Origin of the sequence: Klebsiella sp. PCX, assembly GCF_021869705.1 — a bacterium.
Taxonomy (GTDB): domain Bacteria; phylum Pseudomonadota; class Gammaproteobacteria; order Enterobacterales; family Enterobacteriaceae; genus Klebsiella; species Klebsiella quasipneumoniae.
In genome coordinates this window covers 3,467,825-3,482,814 of the sequence record NZ_CP091527.1, presented here as the reverse complement: position 1 = coordinate 3,482,814, position 14,990 = coordinate 3,467,825, and the positions used below count along the sequence as shown (strand labels likewise).

Annotated in this window: 10 protein-coding genes; 1 reads left to right on the top strand and 9 read right to left on the bottom strand. The window is 61.2% G+C overall.

Features of this window, described 5'->3' with window-relative positions:
* Positions 1-270: 270 nt before the first annotated feature.
* The 6 genes from baeR to GQR96_RS16560 are packed head-to-tail and all read right to left on the bottom strand — an operon-like array spanning position 271 to position 11,329.
* Positions 271-993, bottom strand: a complete 723-nt coding sequence (baeR, locus tag GQR96_RS16585) for an envelope stress response regulator BaeR (RefSeq protein WP_048325120.1) — start codon at positions 991-993, stop codon at positions 271-273.
* A complete protein-coding gene (gene baeS, locus GQR96_RS16580) occupies positions 990-2,477 on the bottom strand; it encodes an envelope stress sensor histidine kinase BaeS (protein WP_048325118.1) in 1,488 nt (495 codons plus the stop codon). Before baeS ends, baeR begins: the two co-directional genes overlap by 4 nt.
* Positions 2,474-3,889: an MFS transporter gene (locus GQR96_RS16575; protein ID WP_049093679.1), complete on the bottom strand. Its 1,416-nt coding sequence runs from the start codon at positions 3,887-3,889 to the stop codon at positions 2,474-2,476. The genes baeS and GQR96_RS16575 overlap by 4 nt, the downstream gene beginning before the upstream one ends.
* Before the next feature lies 1 nt (position 3,890).
* Positions 3,891-6,968, bottom strand: a complete 3,078-nt coding sequence (mdtC, locus tag GQR96_RS16570) for a multidrug efflux RND transporter permease subunit MdtC (RefSeq protein WP_004201555.1) — start codon at positions 6,966-6,968, stop codon at positions 3,891-3,893.
* Positions 6,969-10,091, bottom strand: a complete 3,123-nt coding sequence (locus GQR96_RS16565) for an MdtB/MuxB family multidrug efflux RND transporter permease subunit (RefSeq protein ID WP_069135510.1) — start codon at positions 10,089-10,091, stop codon at positions 6,969-6,971.
* Positions 10,091-11,329, bottom strand: a complete 1,239-nt coding sequence (locus GQR96_RS16560; RefSeq protein ID WP_004201552.1) for an MdtA/MuxA family multidrug efflux RND transporter periplasmic adaptor subunit — start codon at positions 11,327-11,329, stop codon at positions 10,091-10,093. The genes GQR96_RS16565 and GQR96_RS16560 overlap by 1 nt, the downstream gene beginning before the upstream one ends.
* A gap of 300 nt (positions 11,330-11,629) precedes the next feature.
* On the opposite strand from GQR96_RS16560, the gene GQR96_RS16555 reads away from it, so the two are divergent.
* Complete coding sequence (locus GQR96_RS16555) at positions 11,630-12,904, top strand: dicarboxylate/amino acid:cation symporter (protein WP_032456376.1); 1,275 nt, start codon at positions 11,630-11,632, stop codon at positions 12,902-12,904.
* Positions 12,905-13,178: 274 nt separating this feature from the next.
* Here the strand turns inward: GQR96_RS16555 and GQR96_RS16550 are convergent, their stop codons facing one another.
* From GQR96_RS16550 to GQR96_RS16540, 3 genes are all read right to left on the bottom strand, one after another.
* Positions 13,179-13,790: a helix-turn-helix transcriptional regulator gene (locus tag GQR96_RS16550; protein WP_004201550.1), complete on the bottom strand. Its 612-nt coding sequence runs from the start codon at positions 13,788-13,790 to the stop codon at positions 13,179-13,181.
* Positions 13,791-13,906: 116 nt separating this feature from the next.
* A complete protein-coding gene (locus GQR96_RS16545) occupies positions 13,907-14,047 on the bottom strand; it encodes a small membrane protein (RefSeq protein WP_004146563.1) in 141 nt (46 codons plus the stop codon).
* Positions 14,048-14,284: 237 nt separating this feature from the next.
* Positions 14,285-14,986, bottom strand: coding sequence for a response regulator transcription factor (locus GQR96_RS16540; RefSeq protein WP_032456375.1), 702 nt, complete (start codon positions 14,984-14,986; stop codon positions 14,285-14,287).
* Positions 14,987-14,990: the final 4 nt, after the last annotated feature.

The window sequence follows — 14,990 nt, the reverse complement described above, 5'->3', positions numbered from 1 at the left end:
CGAGTTGGGGAGTGTCCCCACATTAAGGGCGGGCATTGTAGCGCCGCGGCGAAGGGGAGTAAATATCAGATGGGTATCTTTCAGTATGGCTAATTTGTTTGCCATTTTGAACCTGGGCAGTGCTCACACTGACAGCACTCATAACGCCTGGTGGGATAGACGCTACGGAGTTTCCCGGGTTGCGGCGTAAACGCCTTACCCGGGTTACGGATTGCAGACGGCGGTGGACTTGTAGCCCGGCTAAGCGCAGCGCGAGCCGGGAAAGGCTCACTACGCCAGCCGGCAGGCGTCGGCTTCCCAGCGGTAGCCAACCCCGTACACGGCGCGGATAAACGACTGTTCGGCGTCCAGCGCCTCCAGCTTGCGCCGCAGGTTCTTGATGTGGCTGTCGATGGTGCGGTCGGTGACTACCCGATAGTCGTCATACAGATGGTTGAGTAGCTGTTCGCGGGAGAACACTTTGCCCGGCTCCTGGGAGAGGGTTTTCAGCAGCCGAAACTCGGCGGGGGTGAGGTCCAGCAGCTTGTCGCGCCACGAGGCCTGAAAACGGCCCTCGTCGACAATCAGCGGACTCTGCGCGTCCAGCGCCTGCAGGTCGCGCTGCGGCTTGCAGCGGCGGAGAATGGTTTTCACCCGGGCGACCACTTCCCGCGGGCTGTAAGGCTTGCAGATATAGTCGTCGGCGCCAATCTCCAGCCCCAGCAGGCGGTCGATCTCTTCGATTTTCGCCGTCACCATCACCACCGGAACGTCGGAGAAGCGGCGAATTTCGCGGCACAGCGTCAGGCCGTCGGTACCGGGCAGCATCAGATCCAGCAGGATCAGGTGCGGCGGAGTCTGCCGAACGTAGGGCAGGACCCTGTCGCCATGGTTAATCAGCGTAGGCGCATAGCCGGCGGCCTGCAGATAATCAATCAGCAGCTGGCCGAGCTTGGGTTCATCTTCCACGATAAGAATGCGCGGGGTGTTTTCATCTACAGGCAATTCAGTCATACGTCTCTCGGTAAATCATGTTCCAGAGGTAACTCAACTTTAATGCTAACCCCGCCAAAAGGCGAATGGTCGGCACGCAGGGTGCCGCCGTGGGCCGCTACGATATTGAGGCAAATCGCCAGCCCAAGGCCGGAGCCGCCGCTGGCGCGGTTGCGCGATCCTTCTGCCCGGTAAAAGCGCTCGCACAGGCGGGCCAGCTGCTCATCGCTGACCCCGGGGGCGCTGTCGGCGAAGTCGATCACCAGCATCCGTCCGCTGCGGCGGGCGGTGATGTGCAGGCTGCCGCCGCTGTCGGTATAGCGCAGGCTGTTTTCCAGCAGATTGTTAAAGAGCTGCATCAGGCGGTCGCGGTCGCCGAAGATCATCGCCTGCTCCGGGAGCGACACCTGGATGCTCAGCTGCCGGCCGGCGAAGCGCTCGCGAAAAGCGCCTGCAGCCACCTCCAGCAGGGTGATGATATCCAGCGAGGTTTTCTGGTAGGCCAGCGCTCCCTCATCGGACATCGACAGCTGATGGAGATCGTCTACCAGCTTGGTGAGGGTGGCCACTTCAGCCTGCAGAGAGGGAATGGATTCAGGGGTAAAACGCCGGACCCCGTCCTGAATCGCCTCCAGCTCGCCGCGCAGCACCGCCAGCGGGGTACGCAGTTCATGGGAGATATCGGCCATCAGGTCGCGACGCATCTGCTGGTTGCGCTCCAGGGTGCTGGCGAGCTGGTTAAAATCCTGCGCCAGGCGGCCGAGCTCATCGCCGCCGGTCACCGTCACGCGGGTGGAAAAGTCGCCCGCCGCCAGCTTATGGGTGCCTTCCACCAGCCGTTTCACCGGCGCCAGCAGGCCGCGGGCCAGCGGGAAGGTGGCCAGCGCGGCAAGCAGGGTGGCGAGGGCGACAATCAGCCAGCTGGTGCGCTTCTGCTGCCGGTCGAAGTTAATGTCGGTATTGCGGGTTAGCCGCTCCACCGGCGAGGCGATCACTCTGCCTACCTCCACGCCGTTGACCATAATGCTGCGCTGGCTGCCGTCCTCCGGCACGCGCTCGCGGGGGCCCACCAGCACCCGGCCAGACTGATCGACCACCCAGAACATGGTGCGCCAGCCGTGGGGCGGCATTTCCGGCCTCGGGCGCGGGCCGTCAGGGGGACCATCCGGCGGCGGCCCATCGGGACCGGCGTCCATCGCCCCCGGCTTCATGGCGTGCCCCGGCGGCGAGCGGTCGTCATTATCCCGTTCGAAGGTGCGCAGCAGCTGGAAGATAAAGCGGTCATTGTTGCGCAGAAACGCCCAGCTGCCGTGCTGGGCATACTGCTCGCTCAGCGCGTCGCTAAGCATGGTTAACCGCTGCTCATTGCCGCGCTTGATGTAATCGATAAACCCGCGTTCGAAACTGATGCGCACCGCCCAGTGCATGCTGATCAGCAGCACGATGCAGGTGGCGAAAATAGCGAGGAACAGCTTGCCGGTAATGCCCGGGCGCCAAAATTTCACGATCCACTCCTGTTGCGTCGACGGATGACGGTATTGCTGCCGACGTCATCCGGTACCCGGGAAAAGATGAGCGCCGGCAGGGCGATGATCGCCGCCATGCTCAGATAGGTATAGAGAAAGACCTGATGGGTGCCGGCGGCGTCGAGGCTCAGATGCTGCTGGCCGTACAGCCCCAGCAGCAGCCCGGCGATGGTCACGCCAATACTCATCGACAGCTGCATCACCATCGACAGCAGGCTGTTGCCGCTGCTGGCCAGATCGTCCGGGAGATCTTTCAGGGTCAGGGTATTCATCGACGAGAAGCGGCTGGCGTTGATCATCCCCTGCAGAAACAGGATCAGCGGCAGCGCGTAATACCAGCCCGCCAGGGCGCAAAACATAAACAGCAGGCTGACCGCCGCCAGCCCCAGAGTGCTGGCGACCAGCACCCGACGGTAGCCGAAGCGGTTGACCACCTGGACCACGATCCGCTTCATCCCCATGCTGCCGAGCACCATCGGGATCATCATCAGCCCGGCGTGGAAGGGGCTAAAACCGAGGCCGATCTGCAGAAACACCGGGGTCATAAACGGCAGCATGCCGCTGCCGATGCGCCCGGCGAAGCTGCCGCCGAGGCCAAGGGAGAAGGTGCGGTTGCGAAACAGGTTAAGGCTGAACAGCGCCCGGGCGTTACCGCGGGCGTGCCACAGGTAGAGCAGCAGGGCGGCGAGGCCAACGGCCACCAGTCCCGCCAGCCAGGCGGGGGAAATGCCGAGCCCTTTCTGGCCATCCAGCGCCAGTGTCAGGGTCGCCATCCCGGCCGCCAGCAGCACAAAGCCGGCGAGATCGAAGCGTCGGGTCTGCATGGTGTAGTTGGGCATCAGGCAGAGGGTGGCGATGGCGCCGACGATCCCCACCGGGATGTTAATGAGGAAGATCCAGTGCCAGGAGGCGTACTCCACCAGTACCCCGCCCAGCGCCGGGCCGAGCAGCGGGCCGATCTGGCCCGGCAGGGTAACGAAGGTCATCGCCGCCATGTACTGATCGCGCGGGACGATCTTCATCACCGTCAGGCGGCCGACCGGCACCATCATCGCGCCGCCGATACCCTGCAGCACCCGCGCCATCACCAGCTGGTCAAGGGTGCTGGCCCGGGCGCAAAACAGCGATCCAGCGGTAAACAGCACGATGGCGGTAAAGAAAATATTGCGCACCCCGACCCGGTCGGCCAGCCAGCCGCTGGCCGGCAGCATCACCGCCACCGTCAGGACATAGGAGACGATGATCATATGCATATGCAGCGGACTCTCCCCGAGGCTTTTGGCCATCGAGGGGAGGGCGGTGTTGACGATGGTGGTGTCCAGCGACTGCATAAAGAAGCCGAACGCCACTATCCATAGCTGCCAGCGCACGCTGGCCGGGAGGTCTGTCATCTTATTCGCTTACCGGTTGAGTGGAATGACGCGAAAAACGCAGCCGCAAACGGTCAAAGAAAAGATAGACCACCGGCGTGGTGTAGAGCGTTAACAGCTGGCTCATCACCAGACCGCCGACGATAGTGATCCCCAGCGGCTGGCGCAGTTCGGAGCCGTCGCCGCCGGAGAGCACCAGCGGCAGGGCGCCGAACAGCGCGGCGAGGGTGGTCATCATAATCGGCCGGAAACGCAGCAGGCAGGCCTGGAAAATCGCCTCTTCCGGCGTCAGGTTGCCGGTGCGCTGCGCCTCAAGGGCAAAATCAACCATCATGATGGCGTTTTTCTTCACGATGCCAATTAATAACATGATCCCGATAAGGGCGATTAGGCTGAACGGGGCATCGAATATCTCCAGCGCCAGCAGCGCGCCCACCCCGGCGGAGGGTAGCGTCGAAAGGATGGTCAACGGATGTACATAGCTCTCGTAGAGCATCCCCAGCACGATATAGACCGTGGCAATGGCCGCGAGGATCAGGATCACCTGCGCGTTCATGGTCTGCTGGAACACCTGAGCGGTACCGGCAAAGGAGCCACGTACGGTGGACGGCACCCCGAGCTGGGTCATCGCGCGGTTAATCGCCTCGCTGGCTTCCGACAGCGAGCGGCCGGTGGGCAGGTTAAAGGAGATTGTGGACGCCGCCGACAGCCCCTGGTGGTTCACCGACAGCGGGGCGTTGGCCGGCTGCCATTTGGCGAAGTAGGCCAGCGGGATCGGCTTGCCCTCGCTGTTGATGACAAACATCTTATCCAGGGCGCTGACGTCCTGGGTGTAGGCCGGATCCACCTCCATCACCACCTTGTACTGGTTAAGCGGCTGGTAGATGGTGGAGATCTGCCGCTGGCCGAAGGCGTTGTTCAGCAGGTTGTTGGCGTCCTGAACGCTGATGCCGAGTCGCGACATGGTATCCCGGTCATAGACCAGGTCCATTTCGGCGCCATTGTCCTGCTGATCCGAGTTGACGTCCGCCAGCTCAGGCAGCGCCGCCAGCGCTTTGCGGATCTTCGGCTCCCACTCGCGCAGCGCCGACAGGTCATCGGACAGCAGGGTGTACTGATAGCTAGCGTTCGACTGCCGGCCACCGACGCGGATATCCTGCACCGCCATCAGGAACAGGTTAGCCCCGGGCTCGTTGGCCAGCTTTTTGCGCAGCCGGTCGATCACCTGCTGCGCCGTCTCGTGGCGCTGGTCGCGCGGCTTGAGGGTGATAAACATCATCCCGCTGTTGACCCGCGAGCCGCCGGTAAATCCGGTGACGTTATCCACCGCCGGATCTTCGCGAATGATTTTCATAAAGTCCTGCAGCTTGCCGCGCATCGCCTGGAAGGAGATGCTCTGGTCGGCCTGAATGCCGCCCATCAGCACGCCGGTGTCCTGCTCCGGGAAGAAGGTTTTCGGGATCGAGATATAGAGCCAGACGCTGAGGGCGATGGTGCCCAGCACCACCAGGCCGGTCAGGCGGCTGTGCTTCAGCACCCATTTTAACGATTTACCATAGCCGCCCTGTACGGCCACCAGCAGGCGGCCAAAGCCGCGGTTGCGCGTCGGCTGGTGGGGTTTGCCGCTTTTCAGCAGCCAGCCGCACATCATCGGCGTCAGGGTGAGGGAGACCGCCAGCGAGATGCCGATCGCCACCGACAGGGTGACGGCGAACTCGCGCAGCAGGCGGCCGGGCAGGCCGCCCATCAGCAGCAGCGGCAGGAACACCGCCACCAGCGACAGGCTCATCGACAGCACGGTAAAGCCGACTTCGCGGCTCCCCTGCAGCGCCGCCTGCAGCGGTTTCATCCCCGCCTCCAGATGGCGGGAGATATTCTCCAGCACCACGATAGCGTCATCCACCACGAAGCCGGTGGCGATGGTCAGGGCCATCAGCGACAGGTTATTGAGGCTGAAGCCGCACAAATACATCGCGGCGAAGGTGCCGATTAAGGATACCGGGACGGCGACGGCCGGGATCAGCGTGGCGCGCCCCGAGCGCAGGAACAGGAACACCACCAGGATCACCAGCGCCACCGAAATCACCAGCGTCTGCTCCACCTCCTCCAGCGAGGCGCGGATGGTCGGCGAGCGGTCCTGGGCGATCTGCAGGTCGATAGCCGCCGGAATGGTCTGCTGCAGCTCCGGCAGGCGGGCGCGGATGCTGTCCACCGTCTGGATAATATTGGCTTCCGGCAGTTTGCGGATCATCAGCAGGATCGCCGGTTTGGCGTTGGTCATCCCGGCGTTGCGTACGTCCTGCACCGAATCTGAGACGGTGGCGACATCCCCCAGCCGCACCGCGGCGCCATTCTGGTAGTGGACGATCAGCGGCTGATAGTCGGCGGCGGTCTTCAGCTCATCGTTGGTATGCACCTGCCAGCGGTGGGCGCTGTCCTCCAGCGCCCCCTGCGGCTTGCGCACGTTGGCGTCGCTGATGGCGGTGCGCACCGCGTCCAGCGACACGCCCTGGTTGAACAGCGCCTGCGGGTTGAGGTCGACGCGCACCGCCGGCAGGGAGCTGCCGCCGACGTCGACATCGCCGACGCCGTCAATCTGCGCGATGGTCTGCGCCAGCTGGGTGGAGGCGAAATCATACAGCTCACCCTGGGAGTAGGTGTCGGAGGTCAGCGTCAGGATCATGATCGGCGCATCCGACGGGTTGGCTTTGCGGTAGGTCGGCCGGCTGGGCATCCCGCTCGGCAGCAGGCTTTGCGCGGCGTTGATCGCTGCCTGGACATCGCGCGCCGCGCCGTTGATATCGCGGTCGAAGTTAAACTCGAGAATGATGCGGGTGCTGCCGAGTGAACTGGAGGAGGTCATCTCATTGACCCCGGCAATCCGCCCCAGGGAGCGCTCCAGCGGGGTGGCCACCGACGAGGCCATGGTCTCCGGCGAGGCCCCCGGCAGCGAGGCGCTGACCATAATCACCGGGAAATCGACCTGCGGCAGCGGGGCCACCGGCAGCAGCCGGAAGCCGAGAATGCCGCACAGGGTGATGGCCAGCGAGATGAGGATCGTCGCCACCGGGCGGTAAATGAAGAGGGCGAAAAACTTCACTTACGCCTCCTCTTCCTGACGCGGGAAGCGGCGCTTCAGGTGCAGCGACAGGCGGTCGAACAGCAGATAGATCACCGGGGTGGTGAACAGGGTCAGCACCTGGCTGAGCATCAGGCCGCCAACCATGCCGATCCCCAACGGACGCCGCAGCTCCGCGCCGACGCCGGTGCTCAGCATCAGCGGCAGGGCGCCGAGCAGGGCGGCGAGGGTGGTCATCAGGATCGGTCGGAAGCGGAGCAGACAGGCCTGGTAGATCGCCTCCCGCGGCGGCATGCCCTGCTCGCGCTCGGCGGCCAGCGCGAAGTCGATCATCATGATGGCGTTCTTCTTCACGATGCCGATCAGCAGAATGATGCCGATGATGGCGATCACGTCCAGCTCGCTGCCCGCCAGCCACAGCGCCAGCAGCGCCCCGACCCCGGCCGTGGGCAGAGTGGAGAGAATGGTGATCGGATGGATAAAGCTCTCATATAGCACCCCCAGGACGATATACATCGCCACCACCGCGGCCACGACCAGCCAGACGGTGCTGCCCAGCGCCGACTGGAAGGCCAGCGAGCTGCCCTGGAACTGAGTGCGAATATCGCTCGGGAAATCCAGCGACTGTTCGGCGGTGAGGATTGCCTCTACCGCTTCGCCCAGCGAGTAGTTGTCCGGAACGTTAAACGAGATGGTGGTCACCGGGAACTGATCGAGGTGGTTCACCGACAGCGGGGTAAAGCGCTGCTCCACCGTGGCGATGGCGGTCAGCGGCACGATGCCGCCGTCGCTGCTGGTCAGGCGGATATTATCCAGCGCCGCCAGGCCCGGGGTCGCCTCGGTATCCTGCTCTAGCACCACGCGATACTGATTCGCCTGGGTGTAAATGGTGGAGATCAGCCGCTGGCCGAAGGCGTTGTACAGCGCGTTATCGACATCGGCCATCGAGATGCCGAGGCGGCTGGCGCTGTCGCGATCCACCTTGATATAGGCGGCCAGGCCTTTGTCCTGCCAGTCGCTGCTGACGTCGGCCAGCTGCGGCTGAGCCTGCAGGCGACTGAGCAGCGGCGGCACCCACGTGCTCAGCGCCTCGAGAGAGTTCGCCTGCAGAGTGAACTGGTACTGGGTGCGGCTCACCGTGGTGTCGATGGTCAGATCCTGGGTCGGCTGTAGATAGAGCGCCACGCCCGGGACACCGGCCACCGCCTGCTGCAGACGGCTAATCACCGTCTGGACGCGGTCGTCGCGTTCATCCAGCGGCTTGAGGTTGATCTGCAGGCGGGCGCTGTTCAGCGCCGGGTTGGTGCCGTCAACGCCGACGAACGAGGTCAGGCTCTCCACCGCCGGATCCTTGAGAATAATGTCGGAAACCTGCTGCTGGCGCTGGGCCATACTGGCGAAGGAGACCGACTGCGGCGCCTGGAGGGTGCCCTGGATAATGCCGTTATCCTGGATCGGGAAAAAGCCTTTCGGGATAAAGACCCACAGGAGGATCGACAGCGCCAGGGTGCTCAGGGCGACGCTGAGCGTCAGCCAAGGATGGTTCAGCACCCGGCTCAGCCAGCGGCCATAGACGGCGATCACCCGGTCGAAGAAGCGCTCGCTGGCCCGCGAGAAGCGGTTCTGCTTACGCAGCGATTCGTGGCTTAACATGCGGGCGCACATCATCGGCGTCAGGGTCAGGGAGACCACCGCCGAGATCAGGATGGCGACGGCAAGGGTAACGGCGAATTCGCGGAACAGGCGGCCAACGATATCGCCCATAAACAGCAGCGGGATCAGCACCGCGATCAGCGAGAAGGTGAGGGAGATAATGGTGAAGCCGATTTCTCCCGCGCCTTTCAGCGCAGCGGCCAGCGGCTTCTCGCCTTTCTCGATATAGCGCGAGATGTTCTCGATCACCACGATGGCGTCATCCACCACAAAGCCGGTGGCGATGGTCAGGGCCATCAGCGTCAGGTTGTTGATCGAGAAGTCGAGGAACACCATCACCGCGAAGGTGCCCACCAGCGACAGCGGCACCGCGACGCCGGGAATAATGGTCGCTGGCACGTTGCGCAGGAACAGGTAAATGATCATCACCACCAGGGCGATGGCCAGCATCAGCTCAAACTGGGTGTCGCGCACCGAGGCGCGAATGTTGGTGGTCCGGTCAGAGAGAACCTGCACCTTCACCGATTTCGGCAGGCTCTCGGTGAGCTGCGGCAGCATCTGGCGAATGCTGTCGGCGGTGTCGATGATGTTGGCCCCCGGCTGGCGCTGGACGTTCATCACGATCGCCCGCTGCTGGTTGGCCCACGCCCCGAGCCAGCTGTTTTCGGCCCCTTGTTCGACGCTGGCGACATCGCCGAGCCGGATCGGCGCCCCGTTCTGATAAGCGATAATCAGGCGGCGGTAATCCTCAGCGGACTGCATCTGATCGTTAGCGGAAAGCGTTACCGCGCGGGCCGGGCCGTCGAGGCTGCCTTTCGCCGAGTTAACGTTGGCGCTGGTGATGGCGGTGCGCACGGTTTCGCTGGTCAGGCCGAGGGCGGCGATGGCCTGGGCGTTAAGCTTCACCCGCACCGCCGGGCGCTGGCCGCCGGCGAGGGTCACCAGACCGACGCCGGAAACCTGAGAGATCTTCTGCGCCACCCGCGTCTCCACCATATCCTCTACCTGGGTCATCGGGATCGCGGAGGAGGTAACGGCGAGGGTCATGATCGGCGGATCCGCCGGGTTCACCTTGCTGTAGACCGGCGGGTTGGGCAGATCGTTCGGCAGCAGGTTGGTGGCGGCGTTGATGGCCGCCTGCACTTCCTGCTCGGCAACGTCCAGCGGCAGGGTCAGCTGGAACTGGAGCGTGACGACCGAGGCGCCGCCGGAACTTTGCGATGACATCTGCTTAAGCCCGGACATCTGGCCGAACTGGCGTTCCAGCGGGGCGGTGATGGCGGAGGTCACCACGTCCGGGCTGGCGCCCGGATAGAGGGTGACTACCTGAATGGTCGGGTAATCCACCTCCGGTAACGCGGAGACCGGCAGAAAGCGGTAGCCGATGATCCCGGCTAACAGGATCGCCACCATCAGCAGAGTGGTGGCCACCGGACGCATAATAAACAGCCGGGACGGGCCGCCGGTGCGGCCTGGGGGTAACACCTGCATCAGGAACGCGCTCCGTGTTTACCGCTCTGGCGCGGGGCGGGCTGCGCCTGCTCGCTGCCGCTGGCGGTGACAACTTCCACTTTCGCCCCTTCGGTCAGGCGGTCAATCCCGTCGGTGACCACGCGATCCCCGGCGGAAAGCCCGGCGCTGATGACCACTTTCTGGCTGTCCTGGATCCCCGGGGTGACGCTGTGTTTGCTGACCTTATTCTCATCGTTCAGCACCCATACAAAATGCCCTTCGTTGCCCATCTGCAGAGCGGCGGCAGGGATGACTACCGCGTTCTGCTGGGTGTCCACCAGCAGGCGGGCGTTAACGAACTGGTTGGGGAACAGGGCGTCGTCCAGATTGCTGAAGCGCGCCTTCAGCTTGATGGTCCCGGTGGTCGCATCGATCTGGTTGTCGAGGCTCAGCAGCTCCCCGACGCTGATTTTCTGCTTATTGGTACGGTCCCAGGCTTCGACGCTGAGCGCTTTACCCGCTTTCTGCGCCTGCACCACCGTGGCGATGCTGTTTTCCGGCAGGGTAAAGACCACGTCGATCGGATGCGTCTGGGTGAGAACCACAATCCCGGTGGTATCCCCGCTGGAAATTTGGTTGCCGATATCCACCTGCTTTAAGCCGACGCGGCCGTCGATCGGCGCGGTAATGCGCGTCCAGTCGAGCTGCAGCTGGGCGCTGGCGACGGCTGCTTCATCGGCTTTTACGGTGCCAGCGGATTCCACCACCAGCGACTGCTGGGTGTCGAGCTCCTGGCGGGAGACGAGATTGGTTTTCACCAGCTGCTGGTAACGGGCGAGATCGCGGCGGGCATTCGCCAGAGTGGCGTTATCTTTCGCCAGCTGACCCTGCGCCTGGGCGAGGGCGACTTTAAACTGGCTGGGATCGATCTGCGCCAGCAGATCGCCGGCTTTGACCTGCTGACCCTCCTGGAAGTGAAGGCTAAGCAGCTGGCCGTCGACCCGGCTGCGCACGGTGACGGTATTGGCTGCCGTCACGGTACCCAGCCCGGTGAGATAGCGCGGGACCGCTTGTTCGGTCGCGGTGGCGGCCTGCACCGGCGCCAGCGCGCCGCCAAAGCGGCCATGGCGCGCGCCACCCGGCCCCTGCGGACCCTGCCCGGCGGCGGGCGTCCCGCTGCCGCTCGTTCCACGATCGTGCCAGAACCAGTAGGCGGCCCCGGCGATAATCACTACCGCCAGCGCGGCGCCCCAACGACGTATGTTACTGCCTTTCATTAGTTTACGGTCTCATCCTGAAGCGTTTCGCTGAATGATACTAGTTTAGTGAGGGAAGGGGCCGTAAAAATGGAGGAATTATGAAAAGAAGGTTGAGAAATGTCTGGATAACGGCCGCGACGCCGGGCGTTCTCGCCGCTGATTTCCGGTGTGATATCAACTTTTAGTTTAAAAAAGCAAAAAATAGTTGTATCCGCGGGGGCTTTAATTAGATTTATGCGGTGAATAAATCAGTGCATTCTCATAATAATAAAATATGCACTTAAAAATCAACGTGTTAAATAATCAGGGGTCATTGCTGTGGCAAACGCAAACAAACTCACGCTCTTCATCGTCGTTTTTATGCTGATGGGGATCCTCTCCGGCGCGGCTATCCATGCCTACGCGACGCCGACTACTATCTCCGCCTGGGCAGACAACATCACGCTGCTGACCGATCTGTTTCTGCGCTTAATCAAAATGGTTATCGCGCCCTTGGTGTTCAGCACCCTGACGGTCGGGATCATGCGCCTCGGCGAGACGGCGACCATCGGCCGGGTGGGCGGTAAGGCGATGGTGTGGTTTATCACTTCATCGGTATTATCCATTCTCGTCGGGCTGGTGATCGTCACCTTCCAGCACCCGGGCGCCGGGCTGAACCTGACGGTACCGAAAGAGGCGGTGGATACCGGCCTGGCGGTCAGCGGCATGACCCTGAAAGGGTTCCTGTCGCATACCATCCCTACCAGCATCACCGAGGCGATGGCCAACAACGAGATCCTGCAGATCGTGGTGTTCTCGATGTTCTTTGGCATCGCCGGCGCGTCGCTGGGCGAGAAGTTTAATGCTCCGCTGGTGGCGGCCCTTAACGTGGTGTCGCACATTATGCTGAAGGTGACCGGCTATGTGATGTACGTTGCGCCGCTGGCCATCTTCGCCGCCATCTCGTCGGTGATTGCCTCGCAGGGGTTGGGGATTTTACTCAACTACGCTTCGTTCATCGGCGGTTATTACCTGGCGGTGCTGTTGACCAGCGCGGTGCTGATTGCCGTCGGCTATATGGTGCTGAAGAAAGAGGTCTTCCGTCTGCTGAACATGCTGAAAGATCCGGTGCTGGTAGCCTTTACCACCAGCAGCTCGGAAGCTGCCTATCCGAAGACCCTCGAACGGCTGGTGAAGTTTGGTTGTTCGCGCAATATCGTCTCGTTCGTTCTGCCGATTGGCTACTCGTTTAACCTCGTCGGCTCGATGGTCTACTGCTCCTTCGCCGCGATGTTTATCGCCCAGGCCTATAACGTGCCGCTGAGCTTCAGCGAGATTACGGTCATGATGTTGACCCTGATGCTGGCCTCGAAAGGCATCGCCGGGGTACCGCGCTCGGCGCTGGTGGTGCTGGCGGCCACTATCCCCAGCTTCCATATCCCGGTTGCCGGGATCCTGCTGCTGATGGGCATCGACCATTTCCTCGATATGGGGCGCTCCGCCATCAACGTACTGGGTAACGGCATCGCCACCGCTATGCTGTCGAAAAACGAAGGTCTGCTGACCGACGAGGAAGCGCAGCCGGACTGGCAAGTGGAGAAAGTGGAAGCCTGATCCTGCCGCGCCCTCGCGCAGAGGGCGCCATTTCACACCGAAAAAAAGACCCCTGACAGGCACGTCAGGGGCAATGTGACGAAGTATCAGTTTTCCTCGTAAATAGTCTTTTTTCTTATATAAAGGCGCGCGGTAACGTCTTTATACCGAGGAAGCGTCAGAGTTTAACGTTATGTCTGGCAGCGCTGGCGCTTTTTTAGCATCCTGTGGCTATTTTCGGATTTACGACAATATCGCCAGGCGAATATCTTATTCTCTTCTGCTCGCTATTTACCTACCAGCGCTCTCGTAACAGATTCATAAACTGGAAAAAGTCATGGTTATTATTCAGACTGTATTTTTCCATAATCTTATTTTTATGATAGGCGGCGGTACGGGGACTGACGCGCTGCAGGGCGGCGATTTTACTCATATCCATCCCTTCGAGAATACCGTGCACCACGGCGGTCTGCGAGCGCGACAGCACGCGGTGCGGGCAGCTGGCGCAGCTGAGTTCCCGACCCGCGGCGTCGGTGGCTGACGGGCTCATACAATGCTGGAGCTCGCTTTTAATGATCGTCAGCAGTTGCGGAATACTGGCGGTTTTTAGCGAAACAAAAATAACCCCTTTCAGGCAGTTAATCATGAAATCATCTTCCGGCAACTGGTCGTAGCTGTGGAGGATAATCAGCGAACTGCCTTTTTTCCTGTTTTTAATCAGCGTATTGCACAGGTAGATTTCGCCGGGGATCACTTCGCAAATGATGATGTCTTCCCCTGACAGGTCATTATTACGCCAGGAAAAACGCGCCCGTATTTCGCCCTGCGTGAGGTCATTGACCATAGCCATCAGCGATTCACGGACAAAGGTATTGCGGGTGTTGATGGTGACATTAATGTTTCTCATGGCGTTATTTCCTTACGCAAAAACATAACGCCATGCTGTGACACATCCTCCGGGCGTATGCGGTGTGTTGACTGTATTAAAGTACCTACAATATGTTTTTATTATTCTACAGTGAATTATTTACGACGCATTGAACGCTTATCGTTAAAGGTAAATTTCTGCCGTCTCCTGTCTTTCAGATAGGAAATAAAACTGTATACAGAGATGCTGAAGAAAAAAATGCATAGCAATAAAACTAACCACGTTTGCATGGCCATTGTTTATACCTTGTTTGTGTTGCATGGTGTCAGAATTTGCCGCGAACGGCTAATACGTTTTGTTATATGCTTTTCTGTCCGATGAAAATCATACGACATCATCCTGATGTAGTAGCACTATAAGAAAGTTCTTAAGGTCATCGTCAGTCTCATTCCTCTCATTTCTCTCAGAAAATGAGAAAAATTAACACTTGCGAGTCATTCATATCCCGCGCGGCCGCCGACATGCCCCGTCGTTCAGGAGATAAAGGCCAGCCCCTTACCAAAGATTGCGCGTACGGGCAGATGGATCCCCTGCTGGCGAGCCTTGTGGCGCAGGCGGCTAACCACCACGTCGATACGGTGCAGGTCAGGCTCGCTTTCATGGGCAAACAGGCAAGCATGAAGCTCCAGTTTGCTACACACTTCGTTGCGATTGCGCATTAAGAGTTCCACCAGGCGATATTCCTGCTGGGTTAATTCCAGCGTCCGCGCGTCTGGGGAGATCAGTTTATCCTCATGCAGACGCCACAGTCCGGTGGCGGGAGCGGGGGCGGCGCTGGCCATCTCTGGCTGCTGGGGGGCCGGCCGATCCTGCTGCAGGCGGGCGCCGAGGGCGGTCAGGGTCTCCGCGAGATGGGCGAAGTTAACCGGCTTGATCAGATAGGCATCGGCCCCGAGGCTCAGCGCCTGCAGTTTATCCTGCTGTTGGCCGCGGGCGCTGACCACCACCAGACCGTAGTGCCCCAGCTCGTGCAGGTAGCTCAGCACGCTGAAGCCATCCTCGCCGGGCAGACCGATATCAATCAGCACGATGTCCACCGGATGGCTGTGCAGTTGCCGCCAGAAGGCCTCAGCGCTCCGCGTCCCCCATACCTCGAAGCCGCGATAGCCCAACCAGGCCAGCAGTTCATCCAGCAGATCGGGGTTATCTTCAATTATCGCCAGCCGTAAAGCCATGCGT

Excerpts from the sequence above, each read along its gene's own strand:
- baeR (WP_048325120.1), bottom strand. The coding sequence starts at position 993 with ATGACTGAATTGCCTGTAGATGAAAACACCCCGCGCATTCTTATCGTG.
- GQR96_RS16575 (WP_049093679.1), bottom strand. The coding sequence starts at position 3,889 with ATGACAGACCTCCCGGCCAGCGTGCGCTGGCAGCTATGGATAGTGGCG.
- GQR96_RS16565 (WP_069135510.1), bottom strand. The coding sequence starts at position 10,091 with ATGCAGGTGTTACCCCCAGGCCGCACCGGCGGCCCGTCCCGGCTGTTT.
- GQR96_RS16560 (WP_004201552.1), bottom strand. The coding sequence starts at position 11,329 with ATGAAAGGCAGTAACATACGTCGTTGGGGCGCCGCGCTGGCGGTAGTG.
- GQR96_RS16550 (WP_004201550.1), bottom strand. The coding sequence starts at position 13,790 with ATGAGAAACATTAATGTCACCATCAACACCCGCAATACCTTTGTCCGT.
- GQR96_RS16545 (WP_004146563.1), bottom strand. The coding sequence starts at position 14,047 with ATGGCCATGCAAACGTGGTTAGTTTTATTGCTATGCATTTTTTTCTTC.
- GQR96_RS16540 (WP_032456375.1), bottom strand. The coding sequence starts at position 14,986 with ATGGCTTTACGGCTGGCGATAATTGAAGATAACCCCGATCTGCTGGAT.